This window comes from Saprospiraceae bacterium (assembly GCA_016719615.1).
Taxonomy (GTDB): Bacteria; Bacteroidota; Bacteroidia; order Chitinophagales; family Saprospiraceae; genus Vicinibacter.
Genome location: JADJYQ010000006.1, coordinates 388,771 through 408,150, shown reverse-complemented (window position 1 = coordinate 408,150; position 19,380 = coordinate 388,771). Strand labels below are relative to the sequence as shown.

Here is a 19,380-nt window from a genome sequence, read left to right as displayed (position 1 = left end):
TTGTCAATAATCCTGTAAAAGACGTCTCAATTCCATTTAAAAGCAGTATTATGGTTAATTTCGCCGCCGAATATGTTTGCAAATTACGATGTTATAGTAGTAGGTGCCGGCCACGCAGGTTGCGAAGCCGCGGTGAGTGCCGGCAATATGGGATGCAGGGTCTTGCTGATTACGATGAACATGCAAACGATTGCTCAAATGTCCTGTAATCCAGCTATGGGCGGTGTTGCTAAAGGCCAGATTGTTCGCGAGATTGATGCCTTGGGTGGTTATTCAGGTATCATTACTGATGAAACCCGCGTTCAATTCCGAATGCTCAACCGCTCTAAAGGCCCCGCCATGTGGAGCCCCCGTGCACAAAGTGACCGCAACCTTTTTGCACGCAAATGGCGCAATATGCTCGAGGCCCATCCGCTGATCGATTTTTGGCAGGATATGGTGAAAGGTCTGCTCATGAAAGATGGCAAAGCCTGCGGGGTCATCACCGGTATGGGGCAGCAGATCGAAGGAAAAACAGTCGTGCTTACCAATGGTACTTTTTTAAATGGTATCATTCATATTGGCGAAAAACAATTTGGTGGCGGGAGAGCTGGCGAAAATGCAGCAACGGGAATTACAGAGCAACTCGTACAGCTCGGTTTTGAAAGCGGGCGAATGAAAACAGGAACGCCTCCGCGATTGGATGGTCGGACCATCAATTATTCAATTCTCGAAGAACAACTCGGCGATGAATATCCTTCTCGATTTTCTTTTTTAAATACCAATGTTCCCGACAAACAACTGAGTTGCCATATCAGTTATACCAACAAAGAAGTCCACGATATCCTCAAAACAGGTTTCGATAAAAGTCCAATGTTTTCCGGAAGAATTCAGGGCCTCGGTCCGCGCTATTGTCCTTCAATCGAAGATAAAATCGAACGCTTTGCAGAACGCGAGCGGCATCAGCTGTTTATAGAACCCGAAGGCTGGGATACACATGAGGTTTATTTAAATGGATTTTCTTCTTCTCTTCCGGAAGAAGTCCAATATAAAGCACTACAAAAAATACCTGGACTTGAAAATGTAAAAATGTTCAGACCGGGATATGCCATTGAATATGATTATTTTCCACCTACGCAGTTATCTCTGAGTCTCGAAACGCATTTAGTTCCTAATCTATTCTTTGCGGGTCAAATAAACGGTACCACAGGTTATGAAGAAGCTGCCTGTCAGGGATTGATTGCAGGCATTAACGCTGCGTTGCGCGTAAGAGACGAACAGTCGTTCGTATTGTCGCGATCTGAAGCTTATATTGGAGTGCTCATCGATGACCTCGTCAACAAAGGGACCGAAGAACCCTACCGAATGTTTACATCCAGAGCTGAGTTCCGGATATTATTGAGACAAGACAATGCAGATCTTCGTTTAACGCCAATGACCGAAAAACTAGCGATGCAAAATGTAAGCGAACGATTGAAGCGCGTGCAACAAAAAATGGAAGATCATTCAAAAATATTCAAATTATTGCAAAGCATTTCACTTTCTGCTGACAACATCAATCCTTATTTAATGAGTATTGACTCATCTCCCATCGAGACCAAAACAAAGTTAAGCCTGATCCTTACAAGACCCAATGTGAGTTTAACTGCCATTTTTCAGCAACTTCCAAATATCGCTTCAGAATTTTCATCCTTTGATGACGAATCATTACAAAGTGCAGAAATCCAGATAAAATACGAAGGCTATATCAAAAAAGAACAAGAAATGGTCGATAAAATGTCTCGCCTAGAACACATCAAACTATTTGCTGACTTTGACTATCATGCCATTCCCGCACTCAGCAACGAAGCCAAAACCAAACTCAGTAAAATCAAACCTAACTCCATCGGACAAGCCAGTCGCATCAGCGGCGTATCACCTTCAGATATTTCGATATTGCTGGTTTATCTGGGGCGATGAGTAAATTTAATGTGGGGTAAGAAATATGGGCAGGCAGGAAGTTGTCTGTTTGCCTTTTTGGCTGTTAGGCTTGTAGGAAGAAGTCTGCTTGTCTGTTAGTCTGTTAGTCTGTTAGTCTGTTAGTCTGTTAGTCTGTTAGTCTGTTAGTCTGTTAGTCTGTTAGTCTGTTAGTAATCAACACAGACTAACATATGTTAGTTCAAATAAATACATATTTTTTTTAATTTTTTTTTGAACTTTACTCGTTAAAAGATATTGCTCTTTAATCTTTAATCTTATTCATGTCCCGTAGGGACAAAATATTGGTAGCAGATTAGGAAAATCATTCCTAGCGTGCCGTAGGTACGCAAGTATGCTCTTAAGTAAAAGATGCACTTCATTTACCACCACACAAAGCTTTTAGCTTTAGGCTCTTAGCTTGCTCACCATACCGCCTTTTCAATTGAAAAGCCATGCTTCTTTTGATCAACAATTACAACCAAAGGAAAACACTTCATGAACGTGATTCTAAAAAGTATTCTTTCCTCTTTTTGAATTTGCATCTCAAAAAACCCAGGATGTAAATTACTCAGATCAAAATTAAAATTTGATTGAGTCAACAACGATGCACCAATTTGATGATTATATTTTCGGTCGAACAATAAACCGGTTGCCGGTAGCCCTAAATCTTCTGGCCAAATGATCTGTATGATTTGTTTTAGCTTGTCTTCTGAATCTTTTAAGCTCAACATTTGCGAATCCGTCCATAAATGCAGTAAGTTGACTTTAGAATCTGAATCTTCTGATCGGATTGATGTTACACGGCCGGGACCACTATTTAAATCTACCCCCTCAAAAATTTCAACAGGGCACAATTCTGTATCCAAAAAAGATAAGTCCATGAGCCTTCCCCTGCCATCATCAGGCAAATGATAAAATCGTTTAGGATTTTGTCGCTCATACAAAGTAGGCTGGTCTTCTACTTGATTGAAACTTTCAATTAAATCAAATACACTTCCAGCGTAATGTTTTACGATAGGATATTTGAGAAATACCAGCGGCATTTCAGAATTTTAATAAAGCAATAATGGAAAGAACAAGCAAGACCATCAACATCAAAAGGATACCCACCATATAGGATGTTCCTGCTCCAGGACCTTGATTAGAATAAGCATTGATGCCTTTCTCTATTACAAAATGACTGCCCAGAAACCCGGCAACAATGAGCCTCAATAAGAGCAATTTTTTAGGAACAAATGCCAACCAATACAATCCGAAACTCAATGGAAGAAATATCAGCGGAACGATAACGCTCATCCTGATCCAGATTTCATCCATAAATTTATCAGGTGGATTGGTAAGCCTTATCACTAAACTTACCAAAGCAAAAAGCAACAGCCAATATAATTCTGGCCCCAAGAGATAATTTGTCCATCGATTCATTTGATTCCATATTTATTAAAGTAAAAGTAATGATAAATAAATGTTTGAATATATTTAAGATAAGTTTGCAATCTTTAAAAGTGTAGTTAAATAATCGGAATCTATCTGTATTGCTAAAACTTTATAATTTTGCAGGGTCTCCTATTTTCTGATACTTTCAAAGTCATCTAAATGATCAGCAAGAATGAATTCAGGCTTGATATTTAAATTAGGGCTCGTTGCAAATGTTTTGCTCATTATCCTTTCTGTTTCCGGCATGTATTTGAGTCGTGGCAGCGAGGATGGGTTTTCACCTCAAGGTAAAATTCTGGCCTGGCTGATTCCAGTTATTTTAAGTCTCCTTATCATGCTTGCTTTATTTCTAAGAAATAAAGGAAATATGACTTTAGCCAATATTTTACTATGGATTCCGGCCACTCCCTTTATAATTGGTGTTTTGATCACAGGATTTTTGGCATTGGTATTTAATTTATTTGGAAAATGAATTTAGATGAAATCAGGATTTACTGGAATTGCTCACAGCTAAACGCTCTATTCGTAAGCTATTTAATTTTCTAATGATATACATTATTTACTTTTTATGCGCATTTATTACCGGATGTCAAATCTTGAATATTTTGCAATATAAACATATAGGTGGCGATCGTGCGGTAGGTCAGGCCTGGATGATGATCATACTTGGAGTCCTTTTTGTCATTACCACATTGCTTTTATTTTGGATGATGAGCCGTAAAGGATACTTTTCATGGTTGAATGAACACTTGAGTTTTCCAAATATATTTACCATCTTGTTTTGCATTTCATATATAGTATCTGTGTTTTTCAGCAGTACATTCAAAATAGAATGGCATAGCGATGGCGGATATCCTCTTTTGTTAAGGTATTTATCACAGGCACATATATATCTATGGATCCCCTTGTGCGTTATGATTCCGTTTTTCTTTCTAATAAGAAATGGAGGAGATGTAGGCATGAGTTTTAGCTATGTGAAATATCCGCTCTATGTAGGCATCCTGCTTAGTTCATTATATTCCGGTTTAAGCTTTTATGGGTAGAGGGTCAACCAGGTGAAGACTTCGCGCATGATAAGTCGCGAAAAGCAGGAAACACACGATCATTATCATCTTCAAAATTTAGAAACCATTGATAAATATGCAACTGATGATAACATCTCAGGATTGCTGAGTTATTCTTTTCCCGCCAGACCTAAGGACATTCATGAAGCTGCATTGAAAAAAATTAAAGAACGAACTGACTGGGAAGAACAAATTCTCCAGGTATTGAAAAACAGAGAGCAATATACAGCAGCCTATTATTTCCTATGCGGCAACGCTTTAAATCAAAAAGAGAAATTTAAAGAACCGCTACTACAAAGTATTGTTTCTTTATCAGTAGATGTTGGAGAATTTCTGAAAGAAGCGAATAATTTTCAGGATTGGACACTGGACCATTTTAATATTCCATTAATGCTCGAAGCGTTAAATTTTCATTTTAAAGAAGATGGTAAGTATTTTGGACAAAATGTGAAACACTTAAAGTTAGCTATTCAAAATAATACGCCTCAGGAAGCCAGGAAAATTCAATTCAATGCAGTGAAGGCAATAGATGGATGGCTTCAAAAAAATAAAATCCAATAATGAAATCAATCATCTTAATCAATGAAAGTATTTTTGTCTTCGCAGTCATTTGCTTCATGAATATTTCATGTAAGTTGTCCTCTCCCGTTCAGAATTCAGAAGGGACAAGAACTCAGGATAGTATTGAAATTGCGAATACGATCCATGAATTTTACCAATGGCATCATTCCAAATCGACTGATACCATTAATGATTACAATTTTGTGGATGATCGTGGCGATCGATATCGACTTATTGCTGATTTATTTCAGCTTTACTTGGATAAGCTATATTCAAGTGGGTATTTAAGCCGCTCATTTATTCAAAATGAAAAGAATTTCTATCTGGAATGTGAAAAATTGTGGCAACATGAAATCGTTGGAGAAGTTCCTTCCTGCATGGATGGCGATCATTTTTTTTGCGCGCAAGAATGGGATTTGAACTACTGGATAAACACCGCAATTACCCTTGATCATTTACAATCTGACACAGCTTCAGTTAGAATGATCGGTACTTCATTTGATATACCAATTGAACGCAGATTTTCACTGATTCGCGAAGATGGCTCCTGGAAAATGGCTTACATCGAATGCGATAGGGGTTGATCAAATGTTTTCAAGCATCGTAATACACGATTGAATCGTCGTTAATTTCAAAACGCCAGGATGTTGCCTTTTCACGACGCACATGAGATGCTACCAATAATAAGGTTTCTCTTCGTTTATCTAAAGAAATTCCAGTTTGCTTTTCCCAGTTTTCAGATTTGGGAATATCAATGACCAAATGCGCCGGATATCCTCCCATTTCGTAATAAAATGGAAGGCGATTTTTTCCTTCAATGTAATAAATGGTACCGCACCTTCCCTGCTCATCGTATTCAAGCCGTGGTTCATCATCCTTACTTTCCATAATCTTTGAAAAAACATCTTCAAGTATTATTTGAGCTTTTCTTCTGATCTCCTTTTCACCTGTTGTAAAGTCTTGAAAATCACCAAATGTATCTCGGTCAAATGTTTCCGGTTCTGTTGGCATCGGCCCTAGTGCAAGTTGCTTCAATGTTTCATCTGCATCCTTTATATAATTTTGAAAGTTCCTATGGTCGATCACATCTGAATCATAAGGCGCTATAACAAGGTCCGAATTTAAGTTGTCTTGTTTTTGAAAAACGAACAAATGATACCACCCATCATTATGATTTATCTTTAAAGCGTATAGCCCGGGTTGAAATAACAGCGAATCCCATATGATTTGTTTAGAACCTCCGACTTTGTCCAAAATTATTCCGCTTTCTACGATGTCGTCTCCTAAAGTAAGAGTATAATCGGTATAGCCCAAATGTGCAGCTTGTGGAAGCCAGAGTACCAATTGCTGAGATGAAGAATATCTGACAAATTTTACGACCAAGGTACCCAGGCCTTCAGGTACTGTCCCCTCATTCCGGAGTTCAACAAATTTAAGAAAACCATTGTAGATTTGGGTCATTGGAATGAAGCTGTATGATCTGTAAAAATAGTTAAATTTCTACAGCGAAGAAGATTCTAATTCGCATGTTGAATGACACGACCTGATTTCCTTCATTTAAAGTAGCTCTAAATAAAAATTCTGAACTAACAAGTGTTAGTTCAGAATAAAATATTACACTTATTTGTAATTTTGAAAGCTTAAGATGTAAAAACTATCAAACCTGCGTGCCCAGGAGCTTAAAGTTTACATTTCTATCTCCTCTTTACCCTTGTGGTCTTCGTCGTTTTTACTTTCGTATTTCCCCTGGGTCCGGTGACTGTTTTTGTGGTCTTGGTTCGGGTCACTCTGTATTTTCCAAGGTTTGTTGCATGTCTTGTTTTCACCGTTACTGATGCGGTGCGGTGCGGCGTATAAACTCTATGCGCATGAACTACGCGATGTGTGCGGACTACAGGATAGTGTCTGTGATAGCGGTGGTGGAATGGGTGCCATACGTGCCAGCTGAACGGTCTCCAGGGTCTCCACCAACCCGGGTAGTGACGCCAGCGCCATGGTGAGATCCAGGGTCTGTAGGCAGGTGCATACACAAATCTTACACAAGGCCATGGCCATACATTGATAACAATAGCCATTTCTTCATCCATATCATAAAATGGATTGGGTCCTCCACCTTTCATTTCGTCTCCACCTTCTTTTTCCGGAGATGTAATCTCCTCTTGTGGTTCGACGATGACTTGTTCGCCATATATATCATCGTCACCTATAATTTGAAGGATTGCAGATTCTTTTCCATCCTTTTCAAGCTCAATCACAGCTATATCCTGGTTTTCATTTTCGGAAACGGGTACTTGCAAAATAAATACATGCACATCGCCGTCTACCTTACTGATGACTTTCACATAATCTATGTCGCCGTCACCATTCAAGTCCAGATTATTGACCTTATTGTCTTCCGTGTTAATTCGTTTTTCAAAATCCTCCGGCGAACTTGATTGCTTAAACATTTCTAATGCCCCTTGTAAACTGAAATGGTCACCCGGCAATCCTGTAGAATCTGTTCCGGATGACTGAGAAAAAGCAGGCATGTTCCATATTGTACAAGCGAGCCAAATGAACATCCAATTGAAATTTATTTTTTTCATTGTTTATAATTTTTAAGAATAGATTCCAAAATTACGATAAAGTTTAAACCGGATTGGATAATAAATGCAGTGCTTCACGAATCAAGACATTAAAAATCCATGGTCTTCAACAAAATTTCTGATGGAGTGCAGCCTTTTCAATTGAGATCTGTTTTCAATCTATAATTCAATTGAAAATGAATGTTTTATGTAAAATTGAAATGGCGCCTGGCATTTAAGAACTTGAAGCCTGCAAAAATATCCTCAGGATTATCTTTTTCATTAGCATTCCATGCATGCAAATCCTATTTTTGCAGCCTAATTCAAAAAACATGCATCTTTTTCCACGTTACGACCAGTTCCAATCTCGTCACATTGGTACTGTAGGCAACGATACTGCACATATGCTGAAATCCATTGGCGTGCAGAGTCTCGACGAACTGATCCAACAAACGGTCCCCGATAACATTCGCCTGACAAGTGGACTTAAAGTTCCGGAATCCCTTTCCGAATTCGATTACCTCCAAATGCTATCTAAACTGGCAGCAAAAAATAAAATCTTTAAAAATTTTATCGGTCAAGGATATTTTGGCACCGTTACGCCGAATGTAGTATTGAGAAATGTATTTCAAAATCCGGGTTGGTATACACAGTACACTCCATATCAGGCTGAAATTGCCCAAGGTCGTTTGGAGGCCTTGCTGAATTTTCAAACGATGGTAGCCGACCTTACAGGTCTGCCCATTGCAAATGCATCTTTATTGGATGAAGGTACCTCAGCTGCCGAAGCAATGCTGATGTTCTACCATCAGAAAGCAGCAAAGTCCAAAGAAGAATCACCGGATGTATTTTTCGTAGATCAAAACGTATACGAACAAACTTTGGCAGTTTTAAAATCTAGAGCCTGGCCTGCAGGAATAAATATTGTTGTGGGCAACTGCTCTAGCGATCCTATTCCGGATCGTTGCTTTGGTGTATTGTTGCAATATCCCGACAGAACCGGAAAAATTATCAATCCTGAAAATGTCATCAAAAAAGCTCACGATAAAAATTGCCTCGTTGCTATAGCCACTGACCTAATGGCCTTGTGTCTTTTAAAAAGCCCGGGTGAAATGGATGCAGATGTTGCTTTTGGCAACAGTCAACGCTTTGGCGTGCCTATGGGCTTTGGTGGCCCGCACGCTGCTTTCTTTGCTACCAAAGAAGACTTCAAACGCAGTATACCGGGAAGAATTATAGGGGTGTCTATCGACGAAAAAGGAAATCAAGCCCTGCGCATGGCTTTACAAACCCGCGAACAACACATTCGCCGCGAAAAAGCAACTTCCAACATCTGCACTGCACAGGCCTTGTTGGCCATAATGGCTTCTATGTACGCCGTTTATCATGGACCTATTGGTCTCAAAGCCATTGCGCGAAGAATTCACGATCTGACTTGCGCTCTTGCACAAGCCTTAAAATTTATGGGCTACACTCTGGAAAATGAATCCTTTTACGATACACTTTCCATACAAGCAGATCAAAAACAAATGGACGCGATTAAAAGTAAAGCTTTGCAACTTGGCGTTAATTTGTGGTATACAGATTCTTATGTACAGATCAGCCTCGACGAAAGTCACGGAATCGAAGACTTACAAGTGTTAGTTTCTGTTTTTACCCAGGAGAAAACAGCAAATATAACAATGGCTACCAGCCCTTCTATGCCAAATGAATTGATTCGAAATACCCATTACTTATCACATCCGGTATTCAACCGTTATCATACTGAAAGTGCTATGATGCGATATATAAAGAGCCTGGAAAATAAAGATCTCTCTTTAGTACATTCCATGATCTCATTAGGTTCGTGCACGATGAAACTCAATGCGGCAACAGAACTCATTCCTGTAAGTTGGCCTGAATTTTCAAACATACATCCTTTTGTTCCTGGTCATCAGGTTGAAGGTTATTTACAAATGATCCACGAACTCGAAGACTATTTAAGTGAAATTACAGGATTCACAGCTTGTTCTCTGCAACCCAATTCCGGAGCCCAAGGCGAATTTGCCGGATTACTCGCAATAAGGGCTTATCACGAATCCAGAAACGATCACCACCGAACAATTGCTCTCATTCCCGCTTCTGCTCATGGAACCAATCCTGCCAGCGCGGTCGTTGCCGGTTATGATGTTGTCGTTACGCCCTGCGACGAATTGGGAAATATTATCGTCTCTGAATTAAAAGCAAAAGCAGAACAGTATAAAGATCAACTTGCCTGTTTGATGGTCACCTATCCTTCAACACATGGTGTTTTCGAAACGGCCATCCGCGATATTTGTAAAATCATTCACGATAACGGAGGTTTGGTCTATATGGATGGGGCTAATATGAATGCTCAGGTTGGCTTGACCAGCCCCGCAGCTATCGGCGCTGATGTTTGTCATTTGAATTTGCATAAAACTTTTGCAATCCCTCATGGTGGCGGCGGACCAGGAATGGGTCCGATTTGTGTGAACGACAGCCTGAAACCGTTTCTTCCTACGCATCCATACCAATACAGACATCAGGGTTCAGATGCAGTGCCCGCTGTATCAGCTGCAACTTATGGAAGTGCAAGTATCCTTTTGATTTCCTATGCATACATACGTTTGTTGGGCCCGGATGGATTAAAAAAATCTACAGAACATGCTATCCTTAATGCTAATTATATAGCCAGCAGATTAAGCAATCATTATAAAGTACTCTATACCGGCGAAATGGGTCGTGTGGCTCATGAACTCATTCTCGATTTACGTCCGTTTAAAGAAGTTGGTGTGAGTGCTGAAGATGTCGCAAAGCGATTAATGGATTACGGATTTCATGCGCCAACCTTATCATTTCCGGTAGCCGGAACCATAATGATCGAGCCCACGGAATCTGAAAATCTTGAAGAACTCGATCGCTTCTGCAATGCCCTTTTGAGTATTTACAATGAAATCAAGGAAGTCGAAAGTGGTACTTATCCGAAAGATAATAATGTATTGAGCAATGCACCGCATACACTTGCTGTCATTACTACTGATCATTATACTTTACCTTATTCGCGCGAAAAAGCGGCTTATCCTTTACCATATTTAAAACAACAAAATAAGTTCTGGCCTAGTGTAAGTCGGGTAAACAATGCCTTTGGAGATCGCAACCTTATTTGTACTTGTCCGCCGATAGAATCTTATATGAACGCCTGATGATTGTCGTCACAGGAGCAGCCGGTTTTATTGGTTCTTGTTTAGTTTCATTTCTAAACAGACAGGGACATGAAGAGCTCATTCTGGTAGATGCAATTGAGAAAAAAAATGCGCCAAATCTCATCGGAAAAAAATTCCGAGAATACATTGACCGCGATTTATTTCTTAGATGGTTTGAAAACAATGCAGCTCAGATTGAATTCGTTTTTCATATTGGAGCGCGAACGGACACAACGGAATGGAATGAACAAATTTTCGAAGAACTTAATTTAAATTATTCAAAACACATCTGGCAATCCTGCGCTTCATTTGGAATTCCATTGGTGTACGCTTCCAGCGCAGCAACTTACGGAGATGGAAGTTTTGGTTACAGCGATGATCATGGCAATATTCCTAAGCTCCGCCCTTTGAATCCTTACGGATGGTCAAAACAATACATGGATCAATGGGTCCTTACACAAGATGAAAAACCCGATCGGTGGGCTGGATTTAAATTTTTCAATGTCTTCGGTCCGAACGAATACCACAAGGGAAGAATGGCATCTGTGATTTACCACGCATTTCATCAAATCCAAAATACAGGGAAAATGAAACTTTTCCGCTCTAACGATCCGTCCATCAAGGATGGCGAACAAAAGCGCGATTTTATTTATGTAATGGATCTTTTACAAGTACTTTACGCTTTTTATAAAAATATAAAACCAAACGGGATTTACAATTTGGGTAGTGGAGAGGCAAACACTTTTAAAGATCTCGTAAAGTACTGCTTTGAAGCACTTGATCTTCCAGAAAAAATTGAATTTATTGACATGCCCATTGATCTGGTAAATACTTATCAAAACTATACTTGTGCAGAAATGCAAAAATTATATCAAACGGGATACGATCTCAAAATGTGTCCTTTCAGGGATTCTGTAAACAGTTACGTAAAATATTATTTGCAGAATTCAATCTATTATTGACCTTCCACGTCAAGTTGCAATCCACCAAAATCTGCGTATCTTATATCTGATTAAAAAATCGAAAGCTATTCTATACCAGCTCAACTATAGTCAAACTAATAATTTAGGAAGGAAAGCCAACTTGCAGTAAGACAGGCCTGCCTTACGTCAGACAGACGCTCCTAAAGTTCTTCGTTGATTATAATCTTATAAATCAAGTTGAAATTTAATTCACCGAGATTCGGATCCCACTCAGTTTTATGCTTAGACTGATGTCATCATCGATAAATCCATCCTTGATGGATGGCAGTATTTTTTTGGATTGGTACATGATATTATACTGGGTGCGATCAATGTTGAATTCAGGAATGCTGACAAAGACGCGCTGCTCCGTTTTTTGAATATTCCCGTTCACCGATATATTTTGAGAAATGCCCTTAATGTTAAGGCTACCGTTTACTTTTAAATTGTAGAGGGTGTTGCCTGATGTTTCAGCTGAAGTTATCCTGAAAACGGACATCGGAAAAGTATCAACATTAAAAAAATCAACATCTTTTAAATGGCTTTCCAGATCTTTGCGATCTACTTCTTCCTGAATATCGAGATTTTCAATCGTGCGCATATCAACTCTGATTTCTCCACTAATCAACATATCTCCCTGAAAATACAATTCTCCACCAGCCATTTTCACCAGTCCGTTGTGTGGACCCGAAGGTGAGGCACCCGACCAATAAACTAACGATTGTTCGGGATCAACTTGAAAACTATCAGAAACTGATGCATTTAAATCTAAAGTATTTCCATGACATTCTGTTGTTTTACAATCTTTACAACTGCTTAAAAAGAAGGCAAATGATAAAATGTATATAAATAGATTTCTCAACATATTATGATCGTTTGTTAGTTGCGTTGAATTCTTTTACGGTACCAATGAATTGTTCCAAATCTTCAAATCCACCGGTAACTTTGATAAATCGCGTTTGTTCGTTGAAATGACTTGAACAGTATCCGGTCAACAATAGTATCGGCGGATCGGTAAGTTCGTTAAGGGCTTTTACCAGATCGTCAATAAAGGTCACAGATGTTTCTTCGTGTATAATACTGAATAAAAATTTTGGTTTTATAATCTGAATGGCGTCCATTAGATCATTAACCATTAAATCTGAACCGAGGTCAATTACTTTTAACTGGTGCTTGCGAATAAAAAGTTCAACAAATAATTGGTTAAGTTCTTGTTTTTCTTCATTGGGTTGAAACAAAAGAAAACTCGCATCTCCAAGGACATCCTGCGTTTCGTATTTGCAGAGTTCCTGAATTATTTTTTTCTTGATAATCCTACTAACAAATTCTTCATGCACTTTTTTGATACTTCCACTCAGCCACATATCGTTCAATTTATCAAGCAGTGGCATGAGTATATGGTTAAAAGTATGATCAAAGCCGAGTTGAACAATATTCGTATTGACGAGGTGTGTAAAATTCTTTTCGTTGAGTTGTAAAATGGATAAGGTCAAAGCATCCAATGCTTCGCGATTGAAAACTTCTACATCATTAAAATTTGCAACGATTGATTCAATTTCCTGAACAGGCATTTCCGACAATTGCGAAATTTTATAGCCTTGCTGATTTAATAAAGCAATGTTGGCCAGTTTTCTGAGATCATCATCATTATAAAACCTAATATTGGTCTGCGTTCTCTTAGGAATGATCACAGCATATCGTTTTTCCCAAATCCGGATGGTGTGGGCTTTGATGCCTGTGAGCATTTCGAGATCCGCTATAGAGTAGATGGCCAAAAATAATTGATTTTTCTGTGCAGTTCAATGTAACATTCAGAATGCCCGATTGTTTAATCAAATATATGAGAAAACTTATGAATATAGGCATTGTTTGCTATCCGACATATGGCGGTAGCGGTGTCGTCGCGACAGAGCTCGGAATGGCCCTTGCTGAAAACGGACACAAGGTCCACTTTATAAATTATCGGCGACCGGCACGTTTGGGGCAATATCTTCCCGATATCTTTTATCACGAGGTTGCACCCATGGAATATCCACTCTTCGAGTTTAAGCCTATGGATACTGCTCTTGCCAGTAAAATAGTGGATGTGGCCTTGTTTGAAAATCTGGATGTCTTGCATGTGCATTATGCCCTACCGCATGCAACAATTGGTTACCTGGCTCGCGAGATCTTAAAAACCAAAGGAAAAAAATTGCCTTTTGTCACAACCTTACATGGAACAGATATAACCTTAATTGGTGCAGATCGGTCTTATTTTCCTGTTGTAGAATTCAGTATCAATCAATCGGATGCAGTAACCGCCGTTTCAGAATCACTCAAGCAACAAACGCTGGATTCTTTCAAAATGGAAAAAGACATTCACGTCATTCCAAATTTTATAGACTTCAAGAGATTTGGAAAAAAGGAAAGTCCAAACTTAAGAAGACAATTCGCAGAGGACCACGAAAAGATTTTCATTCACGTTTCCAATTTCCGGAAAGTGAAGAGAATTGACGATGCATTAGCTGTTTTCAAAAAGGTTCTTGATAAAATTCCCGCTAAATTTTTATTAGTCGGCGATGGACCGGAAAGGCCAAGATTAGAATCTCTTTGCCGCGATTGGAATATTTGCCATGAAGTAAAATTTTTAGGAAAACAGGATATGGTAGAAGAGCTTTTGTCAATTTCCGATATATTTCTGCTACCTTCTGAGCATGAAAGTTTTGGATTGGCAGCCCTGGAGGCCATGGCTTGTGAAGTTCCGGTCATTGCTTCAAACGCAGGTGGACTAAATGAAGTTATTGTGAATGGCATTACGGGATATACTTGTCCGGTGGGAGACGTTGATTACATGTACGAAAAGTGTCTCGAAATACTTTCTGATGAAAATTCACACCAGGCTTTTAGAAAAGCAAGCATTGATCGTGCCCACGATTTTGACATTATCAAGTTACTGCCTTTGTATGAGAACTTGTATGCAGAATTGATTGGCGAGTAAGCTTCGTTTTCTTTTCAAAATCCTGATGTTGCCACAAAGGCGCAAAGACACTAAGGACCACTATGTTCTTCTTTGTGGAACTTCGTGCCTTCGTGACTTTGTGACTATACATCCCAACAAGCATTTATTTAAAATGAAAACCTATTTCCTTATTTAACTTATCTAATAAAGGGCATTCCGGTAGATTGCCACAAAGGCGCAAAGACACTAAGGACCACTATGTATTCCTTTGTGAAACTTCGTGCCTTCGTGACTTTGTGGCTACACATCCCTACAAGCATTTATTTAAAATGAAAACCTATTTCCTTATTTAACTTATCTAATAAAGGGCATTCCGGTAGATTGCCACAAAGGCGCAAAGACACTAAGGACCACTATGTATTCCTTTGTGAAACTTCGTGCCTTCGTGACTTTGTGGCTACACATCCCTACAAGCATTTATTTAAAATGAAAACCTATTTCCTTATTTAACTTATCTAATAAAGGGCATTCCGGTAGATTGCCACAAAGGCGCAAAGACACTAAGGACCACTAAGTTCTTCTTTGTGAAACTTCGTGCCTTCGTGACTTTGTGGCTATACATCCCAGCCTATTTTTAGAATTATCACCTTTGAAGTACAAACTTATTTTCTCATCCGGTTCTTTACCCACTTCTCCAATTCAACCGCATGAAAAACAATCACCGACATCAACATACAAATACTTAATTCTTCCAAACTCAAAGGATTTGTTTTAAAAATTGAATTCATAACCGGAACATAGATGATGATGATCTGAAGAACAAACGTTAGTCCAATCGCCAAAATCAGATATAAATTTGAAAGTAAACCCTGTTCATATAAAAATGTTTTATCACTTTTCACAGCAAGTACATGCCCCAACTGCGAAAACGCCAATACCGTAAACACCATTGTCTGCCAGTTTTCAACACCCTTATTATTTGCCCAGGCCTGCATTCCTAGCGTAACACCGGCCATCAATAATCCAACCCAAATAATGTGAAAACCCAAACCATCTGAAAAAATACTTTCATCCGGTTTCCGTGGCGGCCGATTCATAATATCCATTTCCCCCTTTTCTTTCGCAAGCGCCAACGCCGGAAAACCATCTGTTACCAAATTGATCCAAAGCAAATGAACCGGCAATAAAGGAATCGGTAAACCAATCAAAGGCGCCAATAAAATCGTCCAGATTTCTGCACTGTTGCAAGTCATGATATATTTGATAAATTTCCGAATGTTGTCATAAACTCTTCTCCCTTCCTGCACCGCATTTACGATCGTAGTAAAATGATCATCTAACAAAATCATATCAGCCGCCTCTTTACTTACATCTGTACCATTGATACCCATCGCAACCCCAATATTTGCAGCCTTCAGCGAAGCTGCATCATTGACACCATCTCCCGTCATCGCCACAATGTGCCCTTTGGATTGCAGCAATTTTACGATCTGCAATTTTTGTTCTGGACTCACGCGCGCATAGACTTTATAATCTTCAATGTGTTGAAGGAGTTGAACGGCATCGAGCTCTTTTAATTCCTTTCCGGAAATGCCAGATTCGTTTTCTTTCAGGATTCCGACCTTTCTGGCAATATATGCCGCTGTTGCCGGATGATCGCCTGTGATCATCACCGGACGAATCCCGGCTTTTTACAAATGTCGATTGATGCAGACACTTCTTCTCTTGCAGGATCTACCAATCCAACCAAGCCAATAAAACTTTGATCGCATTCCACAGAATCATAATCAAAAATTGGAGGAAGGGCATCTAATAATCGATAACTAAATGCGATCACGCGAATGCCTTGATGAGACCATTTTTCGGAAATATCAAACAATCTCTTTTGCTCATCTGCTCCGTTTATAATTTGAAAGATCGCATCATGGGCCCCTTTGGTCAAAATAATAAAACGTCCGTGAAATTCATGTACAGTTGTCATGCACTTACGATCAGAATCAAAAGGCAATTCCTTTACACGTGGATAGGTTTGTATAAGTTTTGAAAAAACATCCTTTCCTTCTGTAGCAATAAGTTTTTTTACCAATGCCTTTTCAGTAGCTTCCCCAATCAGAGTTCCATGAGGATCAATAATCACATCGTGATTCAAAGCCATGGCTAAGTTTAATAGCGAAACACCATCAGGTCGTAAATTTTGGGGCCATTCGTAAAGCTCTTCAACACTCATCTTATTTTGTGTAAGCGTTCCGGTTTTATCACTACAGATGAAAGAGACTGAGCCCAGTGTTTCAACGGCTGGTAACTTTCGTATCAAAGCATGTTTGCGAGCCAATCGCGATGCTCCGCTAGCTAAAGCTATCATGATCAATACCGGTAATGCTTCCGGTATCGCTGCTACCGCCAGGCTAATGGAGATGAGAAGAATAGCAAATGGATCTTCTCCCCGCAGTAAACCTGCGATGAATAGGATCAAACAAATCAAAAGTACCAGATAAGACAAACTCTTTCCGAATTTGGTCATCCGTTCCTGTAAAGGAGTCCTTAATTTTTCTCCTTGCAACATGCCTGCTATTTGGCCCAATTCTGTTTCCATTCCAATTGCGCACACCAGGCATAATGCTCTGCCATGTGTCACCATCGTCCCTTTGAAAACCATATTCAGCTGATCTGCAGGCATTAGATTTTCAGCGTCAAGAATAATATCTGATTTATCAATAGGCATAGATTCGCCGGTGAGTGAAGACTCATCAACCCTCAATGAAAAATTTTGGATAATGCGCATATCTGCGGGAATCAAATTTCCGGACTCCAATTGTACGACATCGCCCGGTACCAATTCTTGTGAGTTGATCATTTGCAACTGAGAATTTCGTAGAACCTGAATACTACTTACTGCCAATTTTTTCAGGGCCTCAATTGTTTTTTCTGCATGGTACTCCTGGTAAAATCCGACCACAGCATTGATGAAGATAATACCCAAAATGATGTAAGTGTCTGTTAAATCGCCCAGTAAACCCGACAACAGTGACGCAATGGCCAGGATGATAATCATAAAATCTTTGAACTGATTTAAAAACAGCATCCATGTTGGGATTTTATCTTTTGCTTTCAGTTCATTCCGCCCATATTTTTCAAGGCGTTTTTGAACTTCTTCATTGGACAATCCATTCACCGATGATTGTAGCTCTTCAAGGGATTCCTTTGCTGTCAATAAATAATAAGGGTTCATCTGTATGTCAGGAGAATATTGAATTTCACTAAGGTACAACAGCTTTAAATAGAGAAGTGGGGAATGTTATCCTAAATCTGGCGTTTTAAATCTACAAAGTGTCTTGGGTAATATTCCTGTTTTGATTGAGGCCTTAATTATATGGAAAAATTTAAGAAACAATTATAATCTGCGAGATTCGCTGGAAATATTCGTATGATCCATGATTTAAAAAAGTTCAATGAGATCATCAAAAATGATTAACTTTAATTTCTCATTAAATCAATGCGTTCTATGAAGTCTATATTTCAGCTTCTTCTGATTCTTATTATCCACCCAATCGCCTTTTCCCAATCGCTGATTATCGATCATAACTCCGTAAAAGATTTCGACCACATTCCCGAATCATATAAAATCAATGCCCAAAATCAACGCATGCTTTTTATGGACCGCTCCGTTGGTGCCAACATTTCATCCAATCTCGATTGCCTGGCAAAACCATGGGCCAGCGCTCCCAATTATTGCAAGCGCTACCAGCATCGAGATTCTGCTTATGCAGTAGATCCTTCCGAAGTTTTTTGGAATGGCGTATGGGACCGAAGTCATTGGCGCTACGAATTCTGGCCTAACAACTGTTCGGAAGATGTGCAATGTTTCATAGATTTCATGTCCGGACGTTTGGATTCATTCGACATTATTGGGTGCCAGTTCTCTTATTTGGCAGTAATCCAAGGTTCCAAAATTGCGGATCCCGTGACCGGTTTTTTTGGATCAAAACCCGGAAGAAACCATGCATCCGTGTACGAAGCATTTTCTAAAGCCAATCCCAATAAAAAAGTCATTTGGTGGACGACCTCATTAGCTCGGGGTATCGGTTCACCGGAATCGCAGGCATTTAACGACCAAATGCGCGAGTATGCGAACAACAATAATATCATCCTATTTGATGTGGCCGATATTCTCTCTCACGATCCTTCGGGAAAAGCTTGTTACGACAACCGCGACGGGGTAGACTATTTCGACGAAACACATCCTGACGATGGGCTGAACATCCCTGCTATTTGCCCGCAGTACACTACAGAAACGGAAGGAGGTCATCTCGGCAGTATTGCGGCTGGCGGCATCCGCGTTGCTAAAGCCTTTTGGGTTCTCATGGCACGCCTTTCCGGTTGGGATGGGCTTTCAACAAAAACTTACGAACGTACGTTAGTTGATTTTAAAATTTATCCGAATCCCGTCAAGGAAAATTTATTTATAGAATGGCCCGATAAATTAAAGTTTCCCGTTTACATCGAGATCTACAATATCAATGGACAATTATTAAAAAGTCAGGTAATGGAGGAAAGAAATGAATCAAACGTATTTGAAATTTCGATGCCGGGTTTTAAACCAGGAAGTTACACACTAAGGCTTAGCTATGAGGGAGGAGTTATAATGAAAAGAATCATTGATGTATTTTAGTTAGCCTCATTGAATAATTTTCTCTGGATGTAAAGGCCAAATCCTGG

15 protein-coding genes and 1 pseudogene are annotated in these 19,380 nt (G+C 39.4%); 9 read left to right on the top strand and 7 right to left on the bottom strand.

Translation table 11 applies throughout. The features are described 5' to 3' along the window. Window positions 1-72 precede the first annotated feature (72 nt). Window positions 73-1,938: a tRNA uridine-5-carboxymethylaminomethyl(34) synthesis enzyme MnmG gene (gene mnmG, locus IPM92_14325; protein MBK9109508.1), complete on the top strand. Its 1,866-nt coding sequence runs from the start codon at window positions 73-75 to the stop codon at window positions 1,936-1,938. Window positions 1,939-2,360: 422 nt separating this feature from the next. Here the strand turns inward: mnmG and IPM92_14320 are convergent, their stop codons facing one another. Both IPM92_14320 and IPM92_14315 read right to left on the bottom strand, forming a co-directional pair. After that, the gene (locus IPM92_14320) at window positions 2,361-2,981 is read right to left on the bottom strand and encodes a hypothetical protein (GenBank protein MBK9109507.1); all 621 of its coding nucleotides are present in this window, start codon (window positions 2,979-2,981) and stop codon (window positions 2,361-2,363) included. Between the two features lies 1 nt (window position 2,982). Further along, on the bottom strand, window positions 2,983-3,360 hold the full coding sequence (locus IPM92_14315) for a hypothetical protein (GenBank protein ID MBK9109506.1): 378 nt from the start codon (window positions 3,358-3,360) through the stop codon (window positions 2,983-2,985). A gap of 184 nt (window positions 3,361-3,544) precedes the next feature. Here IPM92_14315 and IPM92_14310 point away from each other — a divergent pair, with 184 nt between their 5' ends. The 4 genes from IPM92_14310 to IPM92_14295 all read left to right on the top strand — a co-directional run bounded on the left by IPM92_14310 (window position 3,545) and on the right by IPM92_14295 (window position 5,581). Continuing rightward, window positions 3,545-3,844, top strand: coding sequence for a hypothetical protein (locus IPM92_14310; GenBank protein ID MBK9109505.1), 300 nt, complete (start codon window positions 3,545-3,547; stop codon window positions 3,842-3,844). Window positions 3,845-3,977: 133 nt separating this feature from the next. Then, window positions 3,978-4,415 carry a hypothetical protein gene (locus tag IPM92_14305; GenBank protein MBK9109504.1) on the top strand — a complete coding sequence of 146 codons (438 nt, stop codon included), beginning with the start codon at window positions 3,978-3,980 and terminating at the stop codon, window positions 4,413-4,415. A gap of 27 nt (window positions 4,416-4,442) precedes the next feature. Further along, complete coding sequence (locus tag IPM92_14300) at window positions 4,443-4,997, top strand: hypothetical protein (GenBank protein MBK9109503.1); 555 nt, start codon at window positions 4,443-4,445, stop codon at window positions 4,995-4,997. After that, the gene (locus tag IPM92_14295; GenBank protein MBK9109502.1) at window positions 4,997-5,581 is read left to right on the top strand and encodes a DUF3828 domain-containing protein; all 585 of its coding nucleotides are present in this window, start codon (window positions 4,997-4,999) and stop codon (window positions 5,579-5,581) included. Before IPM92_14300 ends, IPM92_14295 begins: the two co-directional genes overlap by 1 nt. 10 nt (window positions 5,582-5,591) lie before the next feature. On the opposite strand, the gene IPM92_14290 is transcribed toward IPM92_14295, so the two are convergent. Next, complete coding sequence (locus IPM92_14290) at window positions 5,592-6,458, bottom strand: hypothetical protein (GenBank protein ID MBK9109501.1); 867 nt, start codon at window positions 6,456-6,458, stop codon at window positions 5,592-5,594. 233 nt (window positions 6,459-6,691) lie between these two features. Continuing rightward, window positions 6,692-7,582, bottom strand: a complete 891-nt coding sequence (locus tag IPM92_14285; GenBank protein MBK9109500.1) for a hypothetical protein — start codon at window positions 7,580-7,582, stop codon at window positions 6,692-6,694. A gap of 311 nt (window positions 7,583-7,893) precedes the next feature. Here IPM92_14285 and gcvP point away from each other — a divergent pair, with 311 nt between their 5' ends. Further along, window positions 7,894-10,764, top strand: coding sequence for an aminomethyl-transferring glycine dehydrogenase (gcvP, locus tag IPM92_14280; protein MBK9109499.1), 2,871 nt, complete (start codon window positions 7,894-7,896; stop codon window positions 10,762-10,764). Then, window positions 10,764-11,726: an ADP-glyceromanno-heptose 6-epimerase gene (gene rfaD / locus IPM92_14275; GenBank protein MBK9109498.1), complete on the top strand. Its 963-nt coding sequence runs from the start codon at window positions 10,764-10,766 to the stop codon at window positions 11,724-11,726. The genes gcvP and rfaD overlap by 1 nt, the downstream gene beginning before the upstream one ends. Window positions 11,727-11,931: 205 nt before the next feature. On the opposite strand, the gene IPM92_14270 is transcribed toward rfaD, so the two are convergent. Beyond that, entirely contained in the window at window positions 11,932-12,591 is a 660-nt protein-coding gene (locus tag IPM92_14270) for a YceI family protein (GenBank protein MBK9109497.1), read from the bottom strand. 1 nt (window position 12,592) lies between these two features. Continuing rightward, complete coding sequence (locus IPM92_14265) at window positions 12,593-13,501, bottom strand: MerR family transcriptional regulator (GenBank protein ID MBK9109496.1); 909 nt, start codon at window positions 13,499-13,501, stop codon at window positions 12,593-12,595. 77 nt (window positions 13,502-13,578) lie between these two features. Between IPM92_14265 and bshA the strand changes: the two genes are divergently transcribed. Next, the gene (gene bshA / locus IPM92_14260; protein ID MBK9109495.1) at window positions 13,579-14,703 is read left to right on the top strand and encodes an N-acetyl-alpha-D-glucosaminyl L-malate synthase BshA; all 1,125 of its coding nucleotides are present in this window, start codon (window positions 13,579-13,581) and stop codon (window positions 14,701-14,703) included. A 623-nt stretch (window positions 14,704-15,326) separates the two neighbouring features. On the opposite strand, the pseudogene IPM92_14255 reads toward bshA, so the two are convergent. After that, window positions 15,327-17,893, bottom strand: a pseudogene (locus IPM92_14255) (cation-translocating P-type ATPase). A 273-nt stretch (window positions 17,894-18,166) separates the two neighbouring features. Between IPM92_14255 and IPM92_14250 the strand changes: the two are divergent. Then, window positions 18,167-19,333, top strand: coding sequence for an SGNH/GDSL hydrolase family protein (locus IPM92_14250; GenBank protein MBK9109494.1), 1,167 nt, complete (start codon window positions 18,167-18,169; stop codon window positions 19,331-19,333). Window positions 19,334-19,380: the final 47 nt, after the last annotated feature.